The organism is Pseudomonas sp. FW215-R2 (assembly GCF_058789255.1).
This window is the reverse complement of the sequence record NZ_JBYTBO010000018.1, coordinates 115,837-131,915: the sequence shown is the minus strand read 5'-3', so window position 1 is coordinate 131,915 and position 16,079 is coordinate 115,837. Positions and strand designations below refer to the sequence as shown.

Below are 16,079 nucleotides of genomic sequence, written 5' to 3'. Positions count from 1 at the left end.
GAGGTTGGGGGAGGGGGTGGTGTTGCCGGACCTTACTAGGCAATGATTTTGTAGGCTCGAATTCGTTATTTTTGCCGCTTGGCTGAATGTCAGTATAAGTGCCTCCAGAAGCAGGGAGCTCAGGAGCAAATGAGTGCTTGTAGTCGCTACTGGGCTGATGCAGGGTGGTCGAGAATGTCCACTATCGCCCAATAGCAGGCTGTGATCCCTCTAAAAATCTGCCCACTTTTGGGGCGGTACGATCAAGAGCGTCCGGCGCAAGGTGGTTGAAAACTCGAGGCTTACCTGACACACATAAGATTAATACCCCCCCCGGATCGGAACAACGCAATGCCAATAGCGTCTATTCTCGTAGTCGTCATGGGCCAATATATATCACCCCGATTCCAGCTGGTCACTTTCGATAGTGACTACGCAGGAGGCGGCATGTCTTGGATCGCCTTGAGCTTCTCTATGTCCCGTCCAATTATTTTCTTCGCACACTCCAAGCAGTAGTGATCCCAGCTCCGGCCGTTTCTGACCTTCAGGCGCACATCGCCCTTCTCGATACGGTGCTTGGCACTGGCTTGACAGTTATGGGCCTTGCCAGCGGTGTCTATTTCGACATGGGTAACGAGCGACTTAATTGCCACCGAACACCTCCGTTACGGCGGTCGCGAGGATGCCGTCAAATCCTTGGTCAATCCGCTCGTGCATCTCGCGCGAGAACTCGTGCCGTTGCCCCGTTCCCATACCGACAAAGGTATTCACCTGATTGTTGATAGCAGCAATCATCACAATCAAGTTCGTCCTACCCAAACGACGCGTGTCAAGCTCGTGACCATTCGGGTTGATGCCCTGTTCGCCGAGAATCCGTCCAGCTGCCGTTCGAACTCGAATCGGAAGCCCGCCACGCATCGCTTGACGCTCGCGTACACGAGTTGTCGGCAGTGGCTGCAGGGTCTGGTAAGCAGCCGTAACGTCATTTGCGGTATAGCCGCGCTCCTGCAGCACGCGAAGGGCCGCCAGTGCTTCATCGTCCAGCAAAAGTGGAATTTCCTCGACGTGCACTTCGGACTGGCTGCGCACCTCCACGCCGTCCAAGTCATGGGGGATCGGCTCCACCTGTCGCTCGACGGGAGCATGATCTGGATCGACTTCCTCCACGGGCAGTAACTGGTCGAAATAGTCGCGGTCGGCTTCGCTGAATTCCTGGAAGTCAGCCCAGCGTCTGGCGATGTTCGCGCCGGCATGGAACACGACGACGCCTTGGTTGAGGACGTGGCCGGGAGCGTTCTGCCGAATGACGCGCATGATGCGGCCGACGAACTGCACGAACGGGGACAGGTTGCTGAAGATGCTAAACACGGCGGCCACAGACAGGTACGGATGGTCGAACCCTTCGCCGAGCTTGCGCACCTGGACGATCACGTCGAGCTGGTGGCTTTCCAGCCTCTGCATCACTCTCTGGTTCGCCGGCGCGTTCTCTCGCGAATGCACGTAGCTAGCGAGCAGGCCCCTCGCGACGTAGGCTTCGACGACTTGCCGGCAGTGCTCGTAGTTGAGAGTTGAGGCGATAATCTTCAGTCGGACCTCGCCAGTTTCCTCACGCAGCCGGCGTAGCTCACGGATAGACGCATCCACGATGGTGTTCAGCGTTTCGGTAGAAGTTACGATGCTGCGCCGGAAATCGGCGTCTTCCTCGCCCAGCCTGCGCACCTCGGCAAGCCCTACCTCAATCTCCTGACCGTCTTCGCGGCGCACGTAACGGAGTGTGCGCGGGTTCAGTTGCAAGGCCTTAAGGCGTTTGACGTAGCCTTCGCGGATCGCTTCGAAGATAGGGTACGTGTAGATGACGCGCCCCTCCATGAGTTGACCATCGGCGCGCATCGGCGTCGCGCTGAAGTTGACGATCTGCGCTTCGGGAAACTGAGCCTTGAGGGCCTGCCAGCTCTCGGCTACGCCGTGGTGACCCTCGTCGACCAGAATCAAGTCGAAGAAGTCGGCCGGAAGTTGACGCAGCCAGCGGTTTGACTCGCCGCCCTGGAGCTGCTGAATATTAGTAATGACGACGTGCGCCTCGTCCAAGTCTGCCCTGTTGGTCGTCGTCCCTCGGATTTCGACAGATTCAGGATAGGGCGCACCGGCGAGCACCGCGCACTTCTGGTAGAACATATTGGGATTGGACGGGTCGAAATCGCTGGCCAACTGCTGAGCGATGGCCAAGCCTGGCGCGACCACCAGCGTCCGCCGCGAGCGGAAGGCAAAGGGCGTTATCGTGATGCTCCCGGACTTGCCACACCCGACCGGCAATATGACCGCGAACTCACGCTCTTCGCCACCCGCCTCGAAAATCTCGTTCAGGGCGAGGAAAACACCCTTCTGGGGCATGCGGATACGTTCGTTGTTCTCGATGTGTGGCTCGCGGTCCTGGAATGGGTTTGTCATGAAGGGTCCTTCCGTTAGGGGGGAGAGGGCTAAGTCACAACGGCCGAGCTGATCATAGAAAATACCGCCCCAAGTGGCGTTTTTCAGATCCAGAAGCCACAGACTCGGTCGCTCACTGCCGCCCGACACAGGGCGTGACAGCCTTTACGTTCTGGCCTGGTTGCAGAGCTTTGAACATCGACGCGTACATTGCGGTATGTGATGTCCGCTTTTGGCCAAAAGCTGCCATCGGATGTGAATGTAGCTCAACGCACGCAAGTCAGCTGGCTCAATGAGGAAATGGATCTATTTAGGAGAGGTTTCCAGATAGGAGGGACGGATTAGTTTTCCAAAAATAGATCTGTCCCGTCTGTCGCGCAGCCGAGGGAAGGTGCGCGGCCGGCTAAATTTGTTACGCGGGGCTATCGCTTTTTCCTCAGTCAACGCAATAAACTGGTTCACATAATTTACGCTAACATCGCAGGTTAAGGAAAACAATGAGCTCTATATATGGAACACTACTGTCTTCAATGCGGTTCAGACCATCAGAGGTCGTGGATCGGAATACTCTCCTGCTCGAAGCAGAAAGTGATAGAGGTCGACTTCTATTTTGTCCCGCCTTCCGGCGTTTACAGCAAAAAGCACAAGTGTTTTCCATGGAGCCAAATGCGGCGGTCAGGAGTAGACTTACTCACTCTATTGAGGTTGCGCAGACAGGTCGATATATAGCGGATCAGATATCTCTAAAACTCTTAGAGGCAAATCTGGCTTCAAGGGATGAGTGTGCAGCTTTAATTGTGTTTGTTGAAACTGCTTGCTTGATGCATGACATTGGCAATCCTCCTTTTGGGCACTTCGGCGAGTCTGCGATATCCGAGTGGTTCAGAGAAAATGGAAAGCTGTTGTTTGAAGAAGCAAACAAGGATAACGGCTTATATGTCAATGAGGCCCAAACGGCAGCGGCCATTGCGGACTTTTTAGAGTTCGATGGAAATCCCCAAGGCATTCGCGTGGTTACAAAGCTTCAAAGGAATACTGATCAATTTGGTTTGAACCTAACTAAAACAACGATCGCAGCCTACCTTAAATACGTCCGAGGAAATAAGCAGAGTTACAGGCCAATTGACTCTCCGTTCACCAAAAAGTGTGGATATTTTTCCACTGAGGAACAGATTGTTTTAGATGTTTGGAGTGAGCTAAATTACAATTCGCCGCAGCGTTTTCCTTTGGCATACATAATGGAAGCCGCCGATGATATTGCTTACTGTATTAGCGATTTGGAGGATTCGATAGAGAAGGGGCTTTTAGTTAAATCAATAGCTTTTGACGAAATTCGCAATGATTGGCTTGATGAGGGGGTAGAAGGTCAAGAATCGGACCGGATAGATGAGATATTACGTTGCGCAGCTGCAGGTGAAAGAAGCGATGGAAGGAAATTCACATTCACTGATTTCAGAACGTCATTAAACAGGCTTCTCGTGGAGTTTGCTGCAAATCAATACATGGAGTTTCACGACCGCATTCTCAGTGGCCAGCTACCCTCATTAATTCCTGCCGAATCGCCGGCTGGAAAAGTCTTGGACGCTCTCAAGGGCTATTGCCGCAAAAAAGTTTACTGTCACGAAAGTGTTCAGAGAATAGAGTTGGCTGGTTATAGAGCAATATATGGGCTGCTTGATCATTTTTCCTGTCTGCTAGTCGCAGGGACTGCGCGCTTTCATGCTGCGTTGGAATACAAGACTAAAGACAGTAAGGGGCGATCCATTATAATTGAAAACAAGTTGCTTACGTTATTTCCTAAGAACTACATTCAAGTTTATAAGGAGCAGCTTGAAAGGATTCAGAGTATTCCTGGGTATACTCTCGCGGATGAATGGGTTTTGCGTGCTCATCTTATAACTGATTTTATTTCTGGAATGACTGATGATTTCGCAACGACGTCATATCAAAATCTTTCCGGCATGAGGATCTAGAGTTGTTAAGGGTAGAGGATCATCCCTATTGGCATGTAAGGTCAGTCATTGCCGCTAACCAGTCGGTGATCAAGTCAGTGGAGCTTAGTTATTACACGTATGTTGCTCGATCTGTGTTTGATGATCGCCAGGTTTTTTTGATGAGGCCCTCAGAATTTTTAGATGTCGGTCTTATTGAAGATATTTTTCGACACTGTCCAAGAGAGATGGAGGTCGCAGTACATTCCAGGCTGTTGATGACGAGCGGTGATATTCTCCATATTCCCATGATCGATATGTCGACTGGTTCAGTCGCGCAGCTTCATAAATTGAAACCAATCATCGGCCAAAAATTTTTTGATTTTACATGGTATAAAAGTGGTCGTTCTTATCACGGATATGGTAAGACTTTAATCAATGAAAGGACTTGGTGCTCATTTATGGGGGAGCTATTGTTGGTTAATCAGATAGGACGACCTCACACGGTAGACCCACGATGGATTGGTCATAGACTTATTTCTGGATATTCCGCGCTTAGATGGAGCAAAAATACGCAGCAGTACTTAGATTTTCCTCGGAAGTTGTCCTGAATAAAATTCGCATATGTCTGCTAACTCCTAGTAAGGTTTTCGGTTAGCATTTACGGAACTCTTCCCTAGCCAGCATGGATAAAGGGACGGGTCTATTTTGTGGGGCGTGACGCAATGATGCCTCGATAAACACAATTGTTTAAAAAGACATTTCAAAACACTCTCCCAGGCTACACATCCTTGCGCCTTTGCCTACAGCTAAGCCAGAATCCGCCGGCTTGTGCGCTTTGGGGTCGGATTCTATTGTGGTCCGGTCGCTGACGAATCAGCGATCGGGTTTGGTAGCCCGGCTTAGACTTGGCGTATAGCGTCACCCGATACAGGCCTTTTTGGGGCTGTGTATTTATGGTGGCCATGCGCAGGGCGTCTTCGGGCGCGCCGGTTTTCCAAGTCACCGGTCTACCAACCTTCGTATGGCCACCACCCCTTCGTTTGGTAGCGAAAGATGATGGCTCCTTTTCTATGATTTGGAGATTTACCCATGATCAAACCAACACCCAACCCGCCCGAAACCGACTCGGTTTCCCCCTACGAATCCATCGATTCCAGAAAACTCCACGAAGCCGCCGACCGCGCGCTCGACCATTACCTCTGTCCGCCCGGCTCCACGCCGCCCCCACGTAGAACCCGCGGGATGTATGCCGTGACGGCGGACAATAAAAACGAAGAATTGCTGATTGATGCCAGTGAAACACTCGCTTCGGCCCAAACCATTGCTCAGAACATCGCCAGTCTGGTGCCGGCTTCGCAGCGTCGGGCGTTGGTGGGCATTGCGCAGTTGATCATGCTCGGGGAGTTGGCGGTGAATCGGGCGTTGGATAATTTGCAATTGCCGGTGAAGCAGACCTCGGGATCACCTGCTGACTAAGCTGGTGTCAGTTCTGGCGCCTTCGCGAGCAAGTCGAATCGTTGCGCCGTAGCTTCCACAGGGATTTATGTTGATCACAGATATTGTGTTGGGCGCTGAAATCTGTGGGAGCTGGGCTGGCAGCAAAAAATGGGGGCTGATTTACTTTCTGGCATTCAATCAGTCTCCTTTCATGCTAGAACCCTTCAGCCTCTACCACCGGCGCCAACGGAATGAAAAAGCTTCTAATCGCAGCGATCCTCGTCGTAACGGCGGAGCTCTACGTCGGCTACTACGAAGCCCTTGAGGACGGGGATATCGAGACCATTGTCTTCATCAAAAAGCACCCGACGTTTCAGATGAAGTTCTACAACATCCACGCGAACGATGGAGAGATCAGGAAGGTAGAACGCCTGACGGCAGAGGAGCGGGGGTGGATTATTGATTACTGCAGGTATCGCTTGGGAATCGACACTGACCTGAAGAATCAGGATGACGTCGAGATGTGCCGCAAAAAATAGAAATGCTCATATGGCCAAGGTCGTCAGTTACACCTGACAACCTCGGCCATTTTCTTTCCGGCTATTGAGCGACAGCGATCAGCCGCTTACGTCTTCACCTCAACATGATCCAACGCCTGATTCACCGCCAGCCCCGCGACCATCACCACTTGCGCGATGCCCAGCGCCGTTTTTCGGTGGCCGGGTTCGAGGATCGCGGCGAAGTTGCTGAGCATTTCGCTGGCGGAGTCGAGGGATTCGCTGGCGTTGGCCAGGAGGGATTCGCTGTTGTAGGCGGGGTTTGCCAGGAACATGGGGTCGTGTTTGGTGTGGCTGCCCATGATGCGTTGTTGTGGGGTGAGGTAGTGGTCGAGGGCGCGTTCGGCGGCTTCGTTGAGGGTTCGGGAGTCGGGGAATTGGTAGGGGGAAACCGGGTCGGTTTCTGGTGGGTTTGGTGTTGGCTTGATCATTGATGTAACTCCAGTACTGATTGAATTGGAGTCAACCACTCTCGCTACCAAACGAGGGGGTGGCGACCATACGCAGGTTGGTAGACCGGAGCACTGGAACCGGCGCTTCCGAAGAAGCCCTGAGCATGGCCACCATAAATCCAGTCGCACGAATGCAACTGCATGAGGTGACGCAATGCGTCAGCGCTGCGGGCTACCAAACCCGATCACTGGTTTTCAGTGACCATGGAACGATAAGACCCGCGTACTAGACGCACAAGCCGGCGGATTCTGGCGTAGTCGTAGGTAATGACGCAAGGTTGTGTAGCCTTGGGGAAGTAACGGTTGGTGTCTTTTAAACGGGGTTTTGGGAGGGGGTAAACGGGTGGGTTGAAGAGCGGCCCTCACCCCAGCCCTCTCCCGGAGGGAGAGGGGGCCGACCGAGGTGTCTTGCGCTCTACATCGACCTGAGAGATCGAGTTGATTATGGATTCAACGCAGTATGCGCAAGTTGGTTTAGATCTTTAGGTGGGTATCGGAAATGTCCCACGGCTGATTCATATACGTCTGAGCTGTCCGACGTTTCGGGACGGTTTAGGGCTAGGGATTTTCAGGACGGCTGAGCAACGTCTCCAGCCTCGCCAGCGGCGGCGCATCCTGGTTGCGATCAAAGACCTGGAGGCCGACCTTGAGCAAGCGGCCGTTTTCCGCTGCGGAGATGATCTGCTCGCAGCGCAGCATCAACCGCCCCTGATCGCAGTCCTGCGCTTTCATGCCCATCGGCAACTTGCCCTCCAACCGCAATTCCGCCATCCGACTCTGCGCCGCAATCATCGCAATCGAACGATCCCGCAAAACCCCGCTGCTCTGCGTCATCAACCCCGCCACGCGCACGGCGGCGGACATGGCGACGGCGATGATCGCCAGCGCGACGAGCACTTCAATCAGGGTGAATCCGGCTTGCGGGGAGGGGGTACGCATCGGGGTCTCGGGCGGTCGGGCAGCCCTTGACGCTAACGCCCGTGCTTGACGGCTTGACGACGAAAACACCCGAGGATTTTCAACATCCCTGACATATCTTCTTGCAACACTGCGCGTCGAATCGAATCAAGCCAGGGAATGACGAGATGGATATCGCGCAATTCAAACAGCCCAATCGACCGAGCCGGATGCCCCGTGGGCAGCAGGGTTTTACGCTGATCGAGATCATGGTGGTCGTGGTGATTCTCGGGATTCTGGCGGCGATGGTGGTGCCCAAGGTGCTCGACCGGCCGGATCAGGCGCGGGCCACGGCGGCGAAGCAGGACATTGGCGGGTTGATGCAGGCGCTGAAGCTGTATCGCCTCGATCACGGCACTTACCCGAGCCAGAGCCAGGGTCTGAAAGTGCTGGTGGAGCGGCCGGCCGATGCGAAGAACACCAACTGGCGCTCGTACCTGGAGCGCCTGCCGAATGACCCGTGGGGTCGTCCTTATCAGTACCTCAATCCCGGTGCCAACGGCGAGATCGACATCTTTTCCCTCGGCGCCGACGGCCAGCCTGACGGCGACGGCGTGAATGCCGACATCGGTTCCTGGCAGTTGTAAGGCCGGTCATGAACAGCCAATCGAACCAGCAGGGGATGGCGATCATCAGTGCGCTGCTGATCGCGGCGGTGGTCGCGGTGATTGCCGCCGGCATGCTGACCCGCCAGAGCGTTTCGACCCGGGCGCTGGAAGCCGAACAACTGCGGGTGCAGGGCCGTTGGCTGTTGCACGGCGGGTTGGAGATCAGCCGGCAATTGTTGTGGGACGCCCGGCAGCGCGATCCGCTGACCCGACTCGATCAACCCTGGGCGCAGCGGTTGAACACCCAGGGTTTCGAAGGGCGGCTGGAGGACGAGCAGGGCAAGTTCAACCTGCGCAATCTGGTGGCCAACGAGCGGATCGATGACGCGCAGGTGCAGGCGTTCGAGCGCTTGTGCGAGTTGATCGGTGTCAGCAGCGGCTTGAGCCGGCGTATCAGTCAGCGGGTGATCGGCTCTTATCCGCACCTGTTGAATGCCCAAGTGGTGGACAAGCCTGTGGCGAAAAACACCTTCGACAGCGGGCGCGCCACGTCGCCGTCCGCTTCGCGCCAACCGCAATCGCCGACCTTGCCGATGCTGCGCACGCTTGACGATTTGCGCAGTGTCGACGGGGTCAACGATGCGGTGTTGGCGAAACTCGCGCCGTACCTGACGGTGATTCCGGCGACCACCTGGCTCAACGGCAACACCGCCACGGCGCCAGTGCTGGCGGCTTATGTGCCGGGGCTGTCGCTGGAGCGGGCGCAGGCGTTGATCAATGAGCGCGACGCCGGGCGCTGGTTTATCAATCGCGGGGATTTCGTCAATCGCCTGCGACTGCCGCAATTGGAGATCACCAGCGTCAAGGTCGGCATCACCAGCGACTGGTTCCGACTGCGCGGGCAGGCGCGGCGGGATCAGCGGCGGGTCAGCCTCGACGCGTTGCTGCATCGCAGTCAGGATCGGTTGCCGCAAGTGATCTGGTCGCGGGTGGGCGTATGAGCCAGTTGCGCGTGAGTTTGCCGCCGCTGGCGGAGCTGAGTCTCGACAGTGAAGTGGATTGTGTTTGGCTGGATCGTCAGGGGCAGGTCACTCGCCAGGAACGCGTGCGGGTTGGCGCGCTGCCGAAGCAACCGCTGGTGTGCTTTCTGCACCCGTCGGACAGCCTGCTGGCGAGCATTGATCTGCCGCCGCTGCCTGCGAACAAAACCGCTGCGGCGGTGCAATGTGCGGCGCAGGCCTTGATGCTGGGCGACAGCGCCGAGATGCACATCGCCCACAGCACTCGCAATGAAAGCGGCCAGGTGCAGATTGCCTGGGTAGCACGCAAGGATTTGCAGCACCTCGGGCAGTTCGGCCTGAACCTCAAAGGCCTGTACCCGGCGGCCTACAGTTTGCCGGTGATGGCGGGCGGCGTCGGTTGCCTGCACGACGATCATCTGTTGCTACGCCACGGCCCGAATGCGGCGCAGGTGCAGCCGATGATCGACGAAGCGTGGCTGCTGGAAACCGGTCTGCCGGCGCACTGGATCGGTGAAGGTGCACCCGAAGCGGTGCAATCGATATTGGCCGATATGCAGCGAAACACCGGCCCGTTGCCGAACTGGGGCCTGCACGGCGGCCTTCAGCAACCGGGCACCGAACATCGCGGCTGGGGCAGGGCGCTCGGTTGCTGTGCGCTGGCGCTGGCGGTGTGGGTGATCGGTTTGAACCTGTACGCCGCCCGCGAGGCCGGGCAGGGCCAGCAGCTCAAGGCGCAGATGGCGCAACGGGTGAAGCAGGCATTTCCCGAGTTGCCGGTGATCCTCAATCCGTTGCAACAGGCTCGTCAGCAAATCGCGGCGCGCCAGCAAGGCGCGGTGGATGCGCCGGGGCAGGATTTCACGCGACTGGTGTCGCAGGCCGGCAGTGGCATGCCGTCCATGGCGGGCACGGTGCAGCGGCTGGAATTCGTCGACGGCGCGCTGCAATTGAGTCTGCTGCCCGAGGCCCGGCGTTCGGGCAACGACAAGGACTGGCAAGGCACGCTGGCCCAGGCCGGCATCAGCATCAGCCCGAACGACGACGGCTGGGTCCTGCGCCCGGCCGGCGAGGCGACCGCCGCCACCGACAACGACGACAGCAGCGGAGCCGAAGATGAATAGCCCATCGTTTGCGAAATACCGCGCTGGTTGGCAGCGCTTCAATGCTCAGTTGCAGGCTCGTTGGCAGCCATTGGCCGTGCGGGAAAAACGCATGGTCGGCGGCATGGCGGCGCTGTTGCTGGGGCTGTTCGTGTGGGTGGCGTTGATTCAGCCGCCGCTGAAGAAGATCGCCGCCTCGCAAGTCGAAACGCCAAAACTGCGCGCCCAGGCTGAAGCGCTGGAAGTGCTGTTGCGCGACGTCAGCGTGCGCCCCGACGGGCAAAACCTGGAGCAGTCGCTGCAACAGACCTTGCAGGCCAGCGGACTGGGCGGCCATTACCAATTGGCGGCCGCGTCTGCCGGTTGGCAGTTGACCTTCGATGCGGCACCGGCCGACGCCGTGCTCGACTGGCTGCTGAGCCAACCCCGGAATTTTTCACTGCAAGTGGTCGAGGCTCGTCTGCAACGCGCAGACGACGCCGCGACCGATGACACGGCCGGCACTCTGTCGGGCACCGTACGCATGGATCAGGCGCTGGGCGCTAAGGAAGCTTCATGAAGGGGTCAGGGTCCAAACGCATGGCGCTGCCGATGCTGTTGATGGCATTGAGCGCGTGCAGCAACACCACGCCACCGAATCAACCGCCGCTGCTGGTGGACAGCGAACTCGGCCGGCCGCTGGCCAACACCCAGCGCAGTGGCGACGCGGTGCTCGACCGCGAGCGCGCGCAGGCCCAGGTCAAACCGGCGCCGAAGCAGTTGCACAACATCACCGAACGCGCTCGCAGTGGCGGCTCGGCGCGGGGCACGACGTTGCCGGCCAATCCGTTGGGCGATCAACCGGTGACGCTGAATTTTGTCGATGCGGATATTCAAGCGGTGGTGCGGGCGTTGTCGCGCTCCACCGGTCAGCAGTTTCTGGTCGATCCTCGGGTCAAGGGCAACCTGACGCTGGTGTCCGAAGGGCAGGTGCCGGCGCATCAGGCTTACGACATGTTGCTGGCGGCGCTGCGCATGCAGGGTTTCAGCGTGGTGGACGTCGGTGGTGTGGCGCAGGTGGTGCCGGAGGCCGACGCCAAGTTGCTCGGCGGGCCGATCTACAGCGCTGACAAACCGGCCGGCAACGGCATGCTCACCCGCACGTTCCGCCTGCAATACGAGAACGCGGTGAACCTGATCCCGGTGCTGCGCCCGATCGTGTCCCCGAACAATCCGATCAACGCCTATCCGGGCAACAACACCATTGTTGTCACCGATTACGCCGAGAACCTCACGCGAGTCGCGCAACTGATTCAGGGCATTGACACCCCGACCGCCATCGACACCGACGTGGTGCAGATCCAGAACGGCATCGCCGCCGACATCGCGCCGATGGTCGCCGACTTGCTCGACGCGCCGGGCAACGATCCAACGCAGAAAATCGCGGTGATCGGCGACCCGCGCTCCAACACCATCATCATCCGCGCCGGCAGCCCCGAGCGCACGGAGCTGGCGCGCAACCTGATCTACAAACTCGACAACGCGCAAAGCAACCCGAGCAACCTGCACGTGGTTTACCTGCGCAACGCTCAGGCCGGCAAACTGGCGCAGGCCTTGCGCGGTTTGTTGACCGGCGAGAGCGACAGCGGCACCAGCGACAGTGCGCGTTCGGTGCTCAGCGCGATGGGTAGCTCCACCAATTCGGGCAGCGGTCAAAACGGCCAGAGTGGCACGCAAACCACCGGCAGCACCTCGACCACCAACAACGGCAGCACCGGCGGCAGCTACGCCCAGGGCAGCAGCGCCACCAGTGGCAGCAGCAACGCGCAAAGCAGCGAACAGAACGTTGCCTTCAGCGCTGGCGGCGTGACCATTCAAGCGGACGCGACCACCAACACCTTGCTGATTTCTGCGCCGGAACCGCTATATCGCAACCTGCGCGAAGTCATCGATCTTCTGGACCAGCGCCGCGCGCAAGTGGTGATCGAAAGCCTGATCGTCGAAGTCGGCGAGGACGATGCCAGCGAATTCGGCGTGCAATGGCAGACCGGCAATCTGGCCGGAAATGGCGTGATCGGCGGCGCCAACCTTGGCGGCTCGGGGATCAACGTCAACGGCAAGACCAGTGTCGACGTGTTGCCCAAAGGGCTCAACCTCGGCTACGTCAACGGCACCGTCGATATCCCCGGTATCGGCAAGATTCTCGACCTGAAAGTGCTGGCCCGGGCGCTGAAGAGCAAGGGCGGCACCAACGTGCTGTCGACGCCGAACCTGCTGACCCTGGACAACGAAGCCGCGAGCATTTTTGTCGGTCAGACCATTCCGTTTGTCAGCGGCAGCTACGTCACCGGCGGCGGGGGCACCAGCAACAACCCGTTCCAGACCGTGACCCGCGAAGAAGTCGGTTTGAAGCTCAACGTTCGGCCGCAGATTTCCGAGGGCGGCACGGTGAAGCTCGACATCTATCAGGAAGTCAGCAGCATCGACGAACGTGCCTCGGCGGCTTCGACTTCGGCGGGGATCGTCACCAGCAAACGCGCGATCGACACCAGCATCTTGCTCGACGACGGCCAGATCATGGTGCTCGGCGGTCTGCTGCAGGACGGCTACAGCCAGAGCAACGACGCAGTGCCTTGGTTGTCGACGATTCCGGGGATCGGCGCGCTGTTTCGCAACGAGCGCCGCTCGATCACCAAGACCAACCTGATGGTGTTCCTGCGCCCGTACATCATTCGCGACAGCGCGGCGGGGCGCAGCATCACGCTTAACCGCTACGACTTCATGCGCCGCGCTCAGGGCGGTCTGCAACCGGAACGCAGCTGGGCGATGCCGGACATGCAGGCGCCGCAATTGCCGACCGCTGCGCAGGGCGTGCCGGCGTCGCTGCCGGGGACGGGTCCGCGCGCGACCATCAAAGCGGTGCCGCTGCAATGAGCGCATTGCCCTACGCCTGGGCCAAGGCGCAGCGAATTCTGCTGCGCGACGGCGTGCTGACGGTGTGCCCGTCGACACCAGGCTGGTCGATCAGCGAAGTACGCCGGCAGTTCGGCGCGACGAGGCTTGAGCGGGTACGCGATGACGAACTCGACGGCTTGCTCGCCACGGCCTACGCCGATACCGGCAGCGCAGCAGCGGTGGTGGGGGCGGCGGAAAACGAAGTCGACCTCGACCGCCTGATGCAGGACATGCCGGAAATCACCGACCTGCTCGACACCCAGGACGGCGCGCCGGTGATCCGCATGATCAACGCCTTGCTCACGCAAGCAGCGCGGGATGAGGCCAGCGACATTCACATCGAACCGTTCGAAACCCATTCGGTGGTGCGCTACCGGGTCGACGGTACGCTGCGCGACGTGGTCTCACCGCGCAAGGCGTTGCACGGTGCGCTGGTGTCGCGGATCAAGATCATGGCGCAGCTCGATATCGCCGAAAAACGCTTGCCGCAGGACGGGCGCATTGCGTTGCGCGTGGCCGGGCGGCCGATTGATATTCGCGTCTCCACTGTGCCCACCGGTCACGGCGAACGGGTGGTGATGCGTCTGCTGGACAAACAGGCCGGGCGTTTGCATCTGGAAACGTTGGGCATGGATGCGCAGGTGCTGGCCAAACTCGATCACCTGATCCGCCAGCCCCACGGCATCGTGCTGGTCACCGGCCCGACGGGCAGCGGCAAAACCACGAGCCTGTATGCGGCACTGGCGCGGCTCGATGCGAGCACCAGCAACATCCTCACCGTGGAAGACCCGGTGGAATACGACTTGCCGGGCATCAGCCAGATTCAGGTCAACGCGAAGATCGACATGACCTTCGCCCTCGCGCTACGCGCCATTCTGCGCCAGGACCCGGACATCATCATGATCGGCGAAATCCGCGACCTCGAAACCGCGCAGATTGCAGTGCAGGCTTCGCTGACCGGTCACCTGGTGCTCGCGACCCTGCACACCAACGACGCGGTGTCGGCGGTCAACCGCTTGGTCGACATGGGCGTCGAGCCGTTTCTGCTGGCCTCGTCGATGCTCGGGGTGTTGGCCCAGCGGCTGGTGCGGCGGCTGTGCAATCAGTGCAAACAGGAAGACCCGGCGACGCCCGGCACCTGGCGTCCGGTCGGTTGTGCGGCGTGCAATCACACCGGTTACAGCGGCCGAACCGGCATTCACGAATTGTTCTGCATCGACGACGACATCCGCACCCTGATTCACCAAGGGGCAGGGGAGCAGGCCTTGCGCGCAGCGGCGAGCAAGGCCGGGATGTTCAGCCTGCGCGAGGACGGCGAGCGCTGGATTCGCAGCGGTGCCACGGCGCCGGAAGAAATCCTTCGTGTGACACGGGACGCCTGATGAATCGCTATCGTTTTGAGGCCGCCGATGCCAGCGGCAAGATCGAATCCGGGCATCTGGAAGCGGAGAGTCAGGGCGCCGCGTTTGGCGTGCTGCGCGGTCGTGGCTTGACGGCGTTGTCGGTGGAGAAGGAAAGCAACGTCTCCCAGCATGGCGGCGGTGGCTTGTTCAGCGCCAAACTCTCGGACAACGATCTGGCGTGGGCCACGCGGCAACTGTCGAGCCTGCTCGGCGCCAGCCTGCCATTGGAAGCGGCCTTGAGCGCCACCGTCGAACAGGCCGAGAAAAAGCACATCGCTCACACCCTCAGCGCCGTGCGCGCAGACGTGCGCAGCGGCATGCGCTTGGCCGAAGCACTGGCGGCGCGGCCACGGGATTTTCCGGAGATTTACCGGGCGCTGATTGCGGCGGGCGAGGAGTCCGGTGATCTGGCCCAGGTGATGGAGCGGCTGGCGGATTACATCGAGGAACGCAACAACCTGCGCGGCAAGATTCTCACCGCGTTCATCTATCCGGGCGTGGTTGGGCTGGTATCAATCGGCATCGTGATTTTCCTGCTCAGCTACGTGGTGCCGCAGGTGGTCAGTGCGTTTTCCCAGGCGCGGCAGGATCTGCCGGGGCTGACGCTGGCGATGCTCAATGCCAGTGATTTCATCCGGGCGTGGGGCTGGTTGTGCGCAGGCGTCATGGCCGGTGCGTTCTGGAGCTGGCGTCTGTATCTGCGTAATCCGGCGGCGCGCTTGAGTTGGCATCATCGGGTGCTGAAGTTGCCGCTGATCGGGCGGTTTGTGCTGGGACTGAACACCGCACGGTTCGCCTCGACGCTGGCGATTCTCGGCGGCGCTGGCGTGCCGTTGTTGCGGGCACTGGAGGCGGCGCGGCAGACCTTGTCGAATGATCGTCTGAGCCTGAGCGTCAACGAAGCCACCGCCAAGGTGCGCGAGGGCGTGAACCTGGCGGCCGCGCTGAAAGTGGAGAACGTGTTCCCACCGGTGCTGATTCACCTGATCGCCAGCGGCGAAAAAACCGGCGCGCTGCCACCGATGCTGGAACGTGCGGCGCAAACCCTGTCCCGTGATATCGAGCGCCGGGCGATGGGCATGACTGCGTTGCTGGAGCCGTTGATGATCGTGGTGATGGGCGGGGTGGTTTTGGTGATTGTGATGGCGGTGTTGCTGCCGATCATCGAGATCAACCAACTCGTGCAGTAGTTTTCTCAACTTTTTTTACCGGTGCCGGATCTCACCCGAGCGCCAAAAACAGCATCCTCGGGTTCTCCTTTCTGTCATCTGCAACGGCCCTTCAAGGGCTGTGGCCGATTCCCTCGAAAAGCTTGTCTTAGACACGCCG

At 59.0% G+C, this 16,079-nt stretch carries 14 protein-coding genes; 11 read left to right on the top strand and 3 right to left on the bottom strand.

Going from position 1 to position 16,079, the window contains the following annotated elements:
- Positions 1-621: 621 nt before the first annotated feature.
- On the bottom strand, positions 622-2,427 hold the full coding sequence (locus tag AC3WRD_RS22860; RefSeq protein WP_102621814.1) for a DEAD/DEAH box helicase: 1,806 nt from the start codon (positions 2,425-2,427) through the stop codon (positions 622-624).
- A 476-nt stretch (positions 2,428-2,903) separates the two neighbouring features.
- Here AC3WRD_RS22860 and dgt point away from each other — a divergent pair, with 476 nt between their 5' ends.
- The 4 genes from dgt to AC3WRD_RS22840 all read left to right on the top strand — a co-directional run bounded on the left by dgt (position 2,904) and on the right by AC3WRD_RS22840 (position 6,316).
- On the top strand, positions 2,904-4,379 hold the full coding sequence (gene dgt, locus AC3WRD_RS22855; protein ID WP_102621813.1) for a dGTPase: 1,476 nt from the start codon (positions 2,904-2,906) through the stop codon (positions 4,377-4,379).
- A gap of 140 nt (positions 4,380-4,519) precedes the next feature.
- The gene (locus tag AC3WRD_RS22850; RefSeq protein ID WP_492574056.1) at positions 4,520-4,948 is read left to right on the top strand and encodes a primase 1D-like protein; all 429 of its coding nucleotides are present in this window, start codon (positions 4,520-4,522) and stop codon (positions 4,946-4,948) included.
- A 481-nt stretch (positions 4,949-5,429) separates the two neighbouring features.
- A complete protein-coding gene (locus tag AC3WRD_RS22845) occupies positions 5,430-5,816 on the top strand; it encodes a DUF6124 family protein (protein ID WP_085730684.1) in 387 nt (128 codons plus the stop codon).
- 212 nt (positions 5,817-6,028) lie between these two features.
- Positions 6,029-6,316: a hypothetical protein gene (locus AC3WRD_RS22840; RefSeq protein WP_102621812.1), complete on the top strand. Its 288-nt coding sequence runs from the start codon at positions 6,029-6,031 to the stop codon at positions 6,314-6,316.
- Positions 6,317-6,402: 86 nt separating this feature from the next.
- Here AC3WRD_RS22840 and AC3WRD_RS22835 read toward each other — a convergent pair whose 3' ends face one another.
- Both AC3WRD_RS22835 and gspI read right to left on the bottom strand, forming a co-directional pair.
- On the bottom strand, positions 6,403-6,765 hold the full coding sequence (locus AC3WRD_RS22835) for a DUF6124 family protein (RefSeq protein ID WP_102621811.1): 363 nt from the start codon (positions 6,763-6,765) through the stop codon (positions 6,403-6,405).
- A gap of 579 nt (positions 6,766-7,344) precedes the next feature.
- Complete coding sequence (gspI, locus tag AC3WRD_RS22830; RefSeq protein WP_102621810.1) at positions 7,345-7,725, bottom strand: type II secretion system minor pseudopilin GspI; 381 nt, start codon at positions 7,723-7,725, stop codon at positions 7,345-7,347.
- A 146-nt stretch (positions 7,726-7,871) separates the two neighbouring features.
- Between gspI and gspG the strand changes: the two genes are divergently transcribed.
- Genes gspG through gspF form a run of 7 tightly spaced genes read left to right on the top strand, consistent with a single transcriptional unit; the run spans position 7,872 to position 15,940 of the window.
- Positions 7,872-8,330, top strand: a complete 459-nt coding sequence (gene gspG, locus AC3WRD_RS22825; protein WP_007959380.1) for a type II secretion system major pseudopilin GspG — start codon at positions 7,872-7,874, stop codon at positions 8,328-8,330.
- Positions 8,331-8,338: 8 nt separating this feature from the next.
- Positions 8,339-9,292 (top strand): type II secretion system minor pseudopilin GspK, encoded by a 954-nt coding sequence (gene gspK, locus AC3WRD_RS22820; protein WP_102621809.1) that lies wholly within the window; start codon positions 8,339-8,341, stop codon positions 9,290-9,292.
- A complete protein-coding gene (gene gspL / locus AC3WRD_RS22815; protein WP_102621808.1) occupies positions 9,289-10,434 on the top strand; it encodes a type II secretion system protein GspL in 1,146 nt (381 codons plus the stop codon). The genes gspK and gspL overlap by 4 nt, the downstream gene beginning before the upstream one ends.
- Positions 10,427-10,972 carry a type II secretion system protein M gene (locus tag AC3WRD_RS22810; protein ID WP_102621807.1) on the top strand — a complete coding sequence of 182 codons (546 nt, stop codon included), beginning with the start codon at positions 10,427-10,429 and terminating at the stop codon, positions 10,970-10,972. The genes gspL and AC3WRD_RS22810 overlap by 8 nt, the downstream gene beginning before the upstream one ends.
- Positions 10,969-13,326: a type II secretion system secretin GspD gene (gene gspD / locus AC3WRD_RS22805; RefSeq protein WP_102621806.1), complete on the top strand. Its 2,358-nt coding sequence runs from the start codon at positions 10,969-10,971 to the stop codon at positions 13,324-13,326. The genes AC3WRD_RS22810 and gspD overlap by 4 nt, the downstream gene beginning before the upstream one ends.
- Positions 13,323-14,729 carry a type II secretion system ATPase GspE gene (gene gspE, locus AC3WRD_RS22800; RefSeq protein WP_102621805.1) on the top strand — a complete coding sequence of 469 codons (1,407 nt, stop codon included), beginning with the start codon at positions 13,323-13,325 and terminating at the stop codon, positions 14,727-14,729. Before gspD ends, gspE begins: the two co-directional genes overlap by 4 nt.
- Positions 14,729-15,940, top strand: coding sequence for a type II secretion system inner membrane protein GspF (gene gspF / locus AC3WRD_RS22795; RefSeq protein WP_102621804.1), 1,212 nt, complete (start codon positions 14,729-14,731; stop codon positions 15,938-15,940). Before gspE ends, gspF begins: the two co-directional genes overlap by 1 nt.
- Positions 15,941-16,079: the final 139 nt, after the last annotated feature.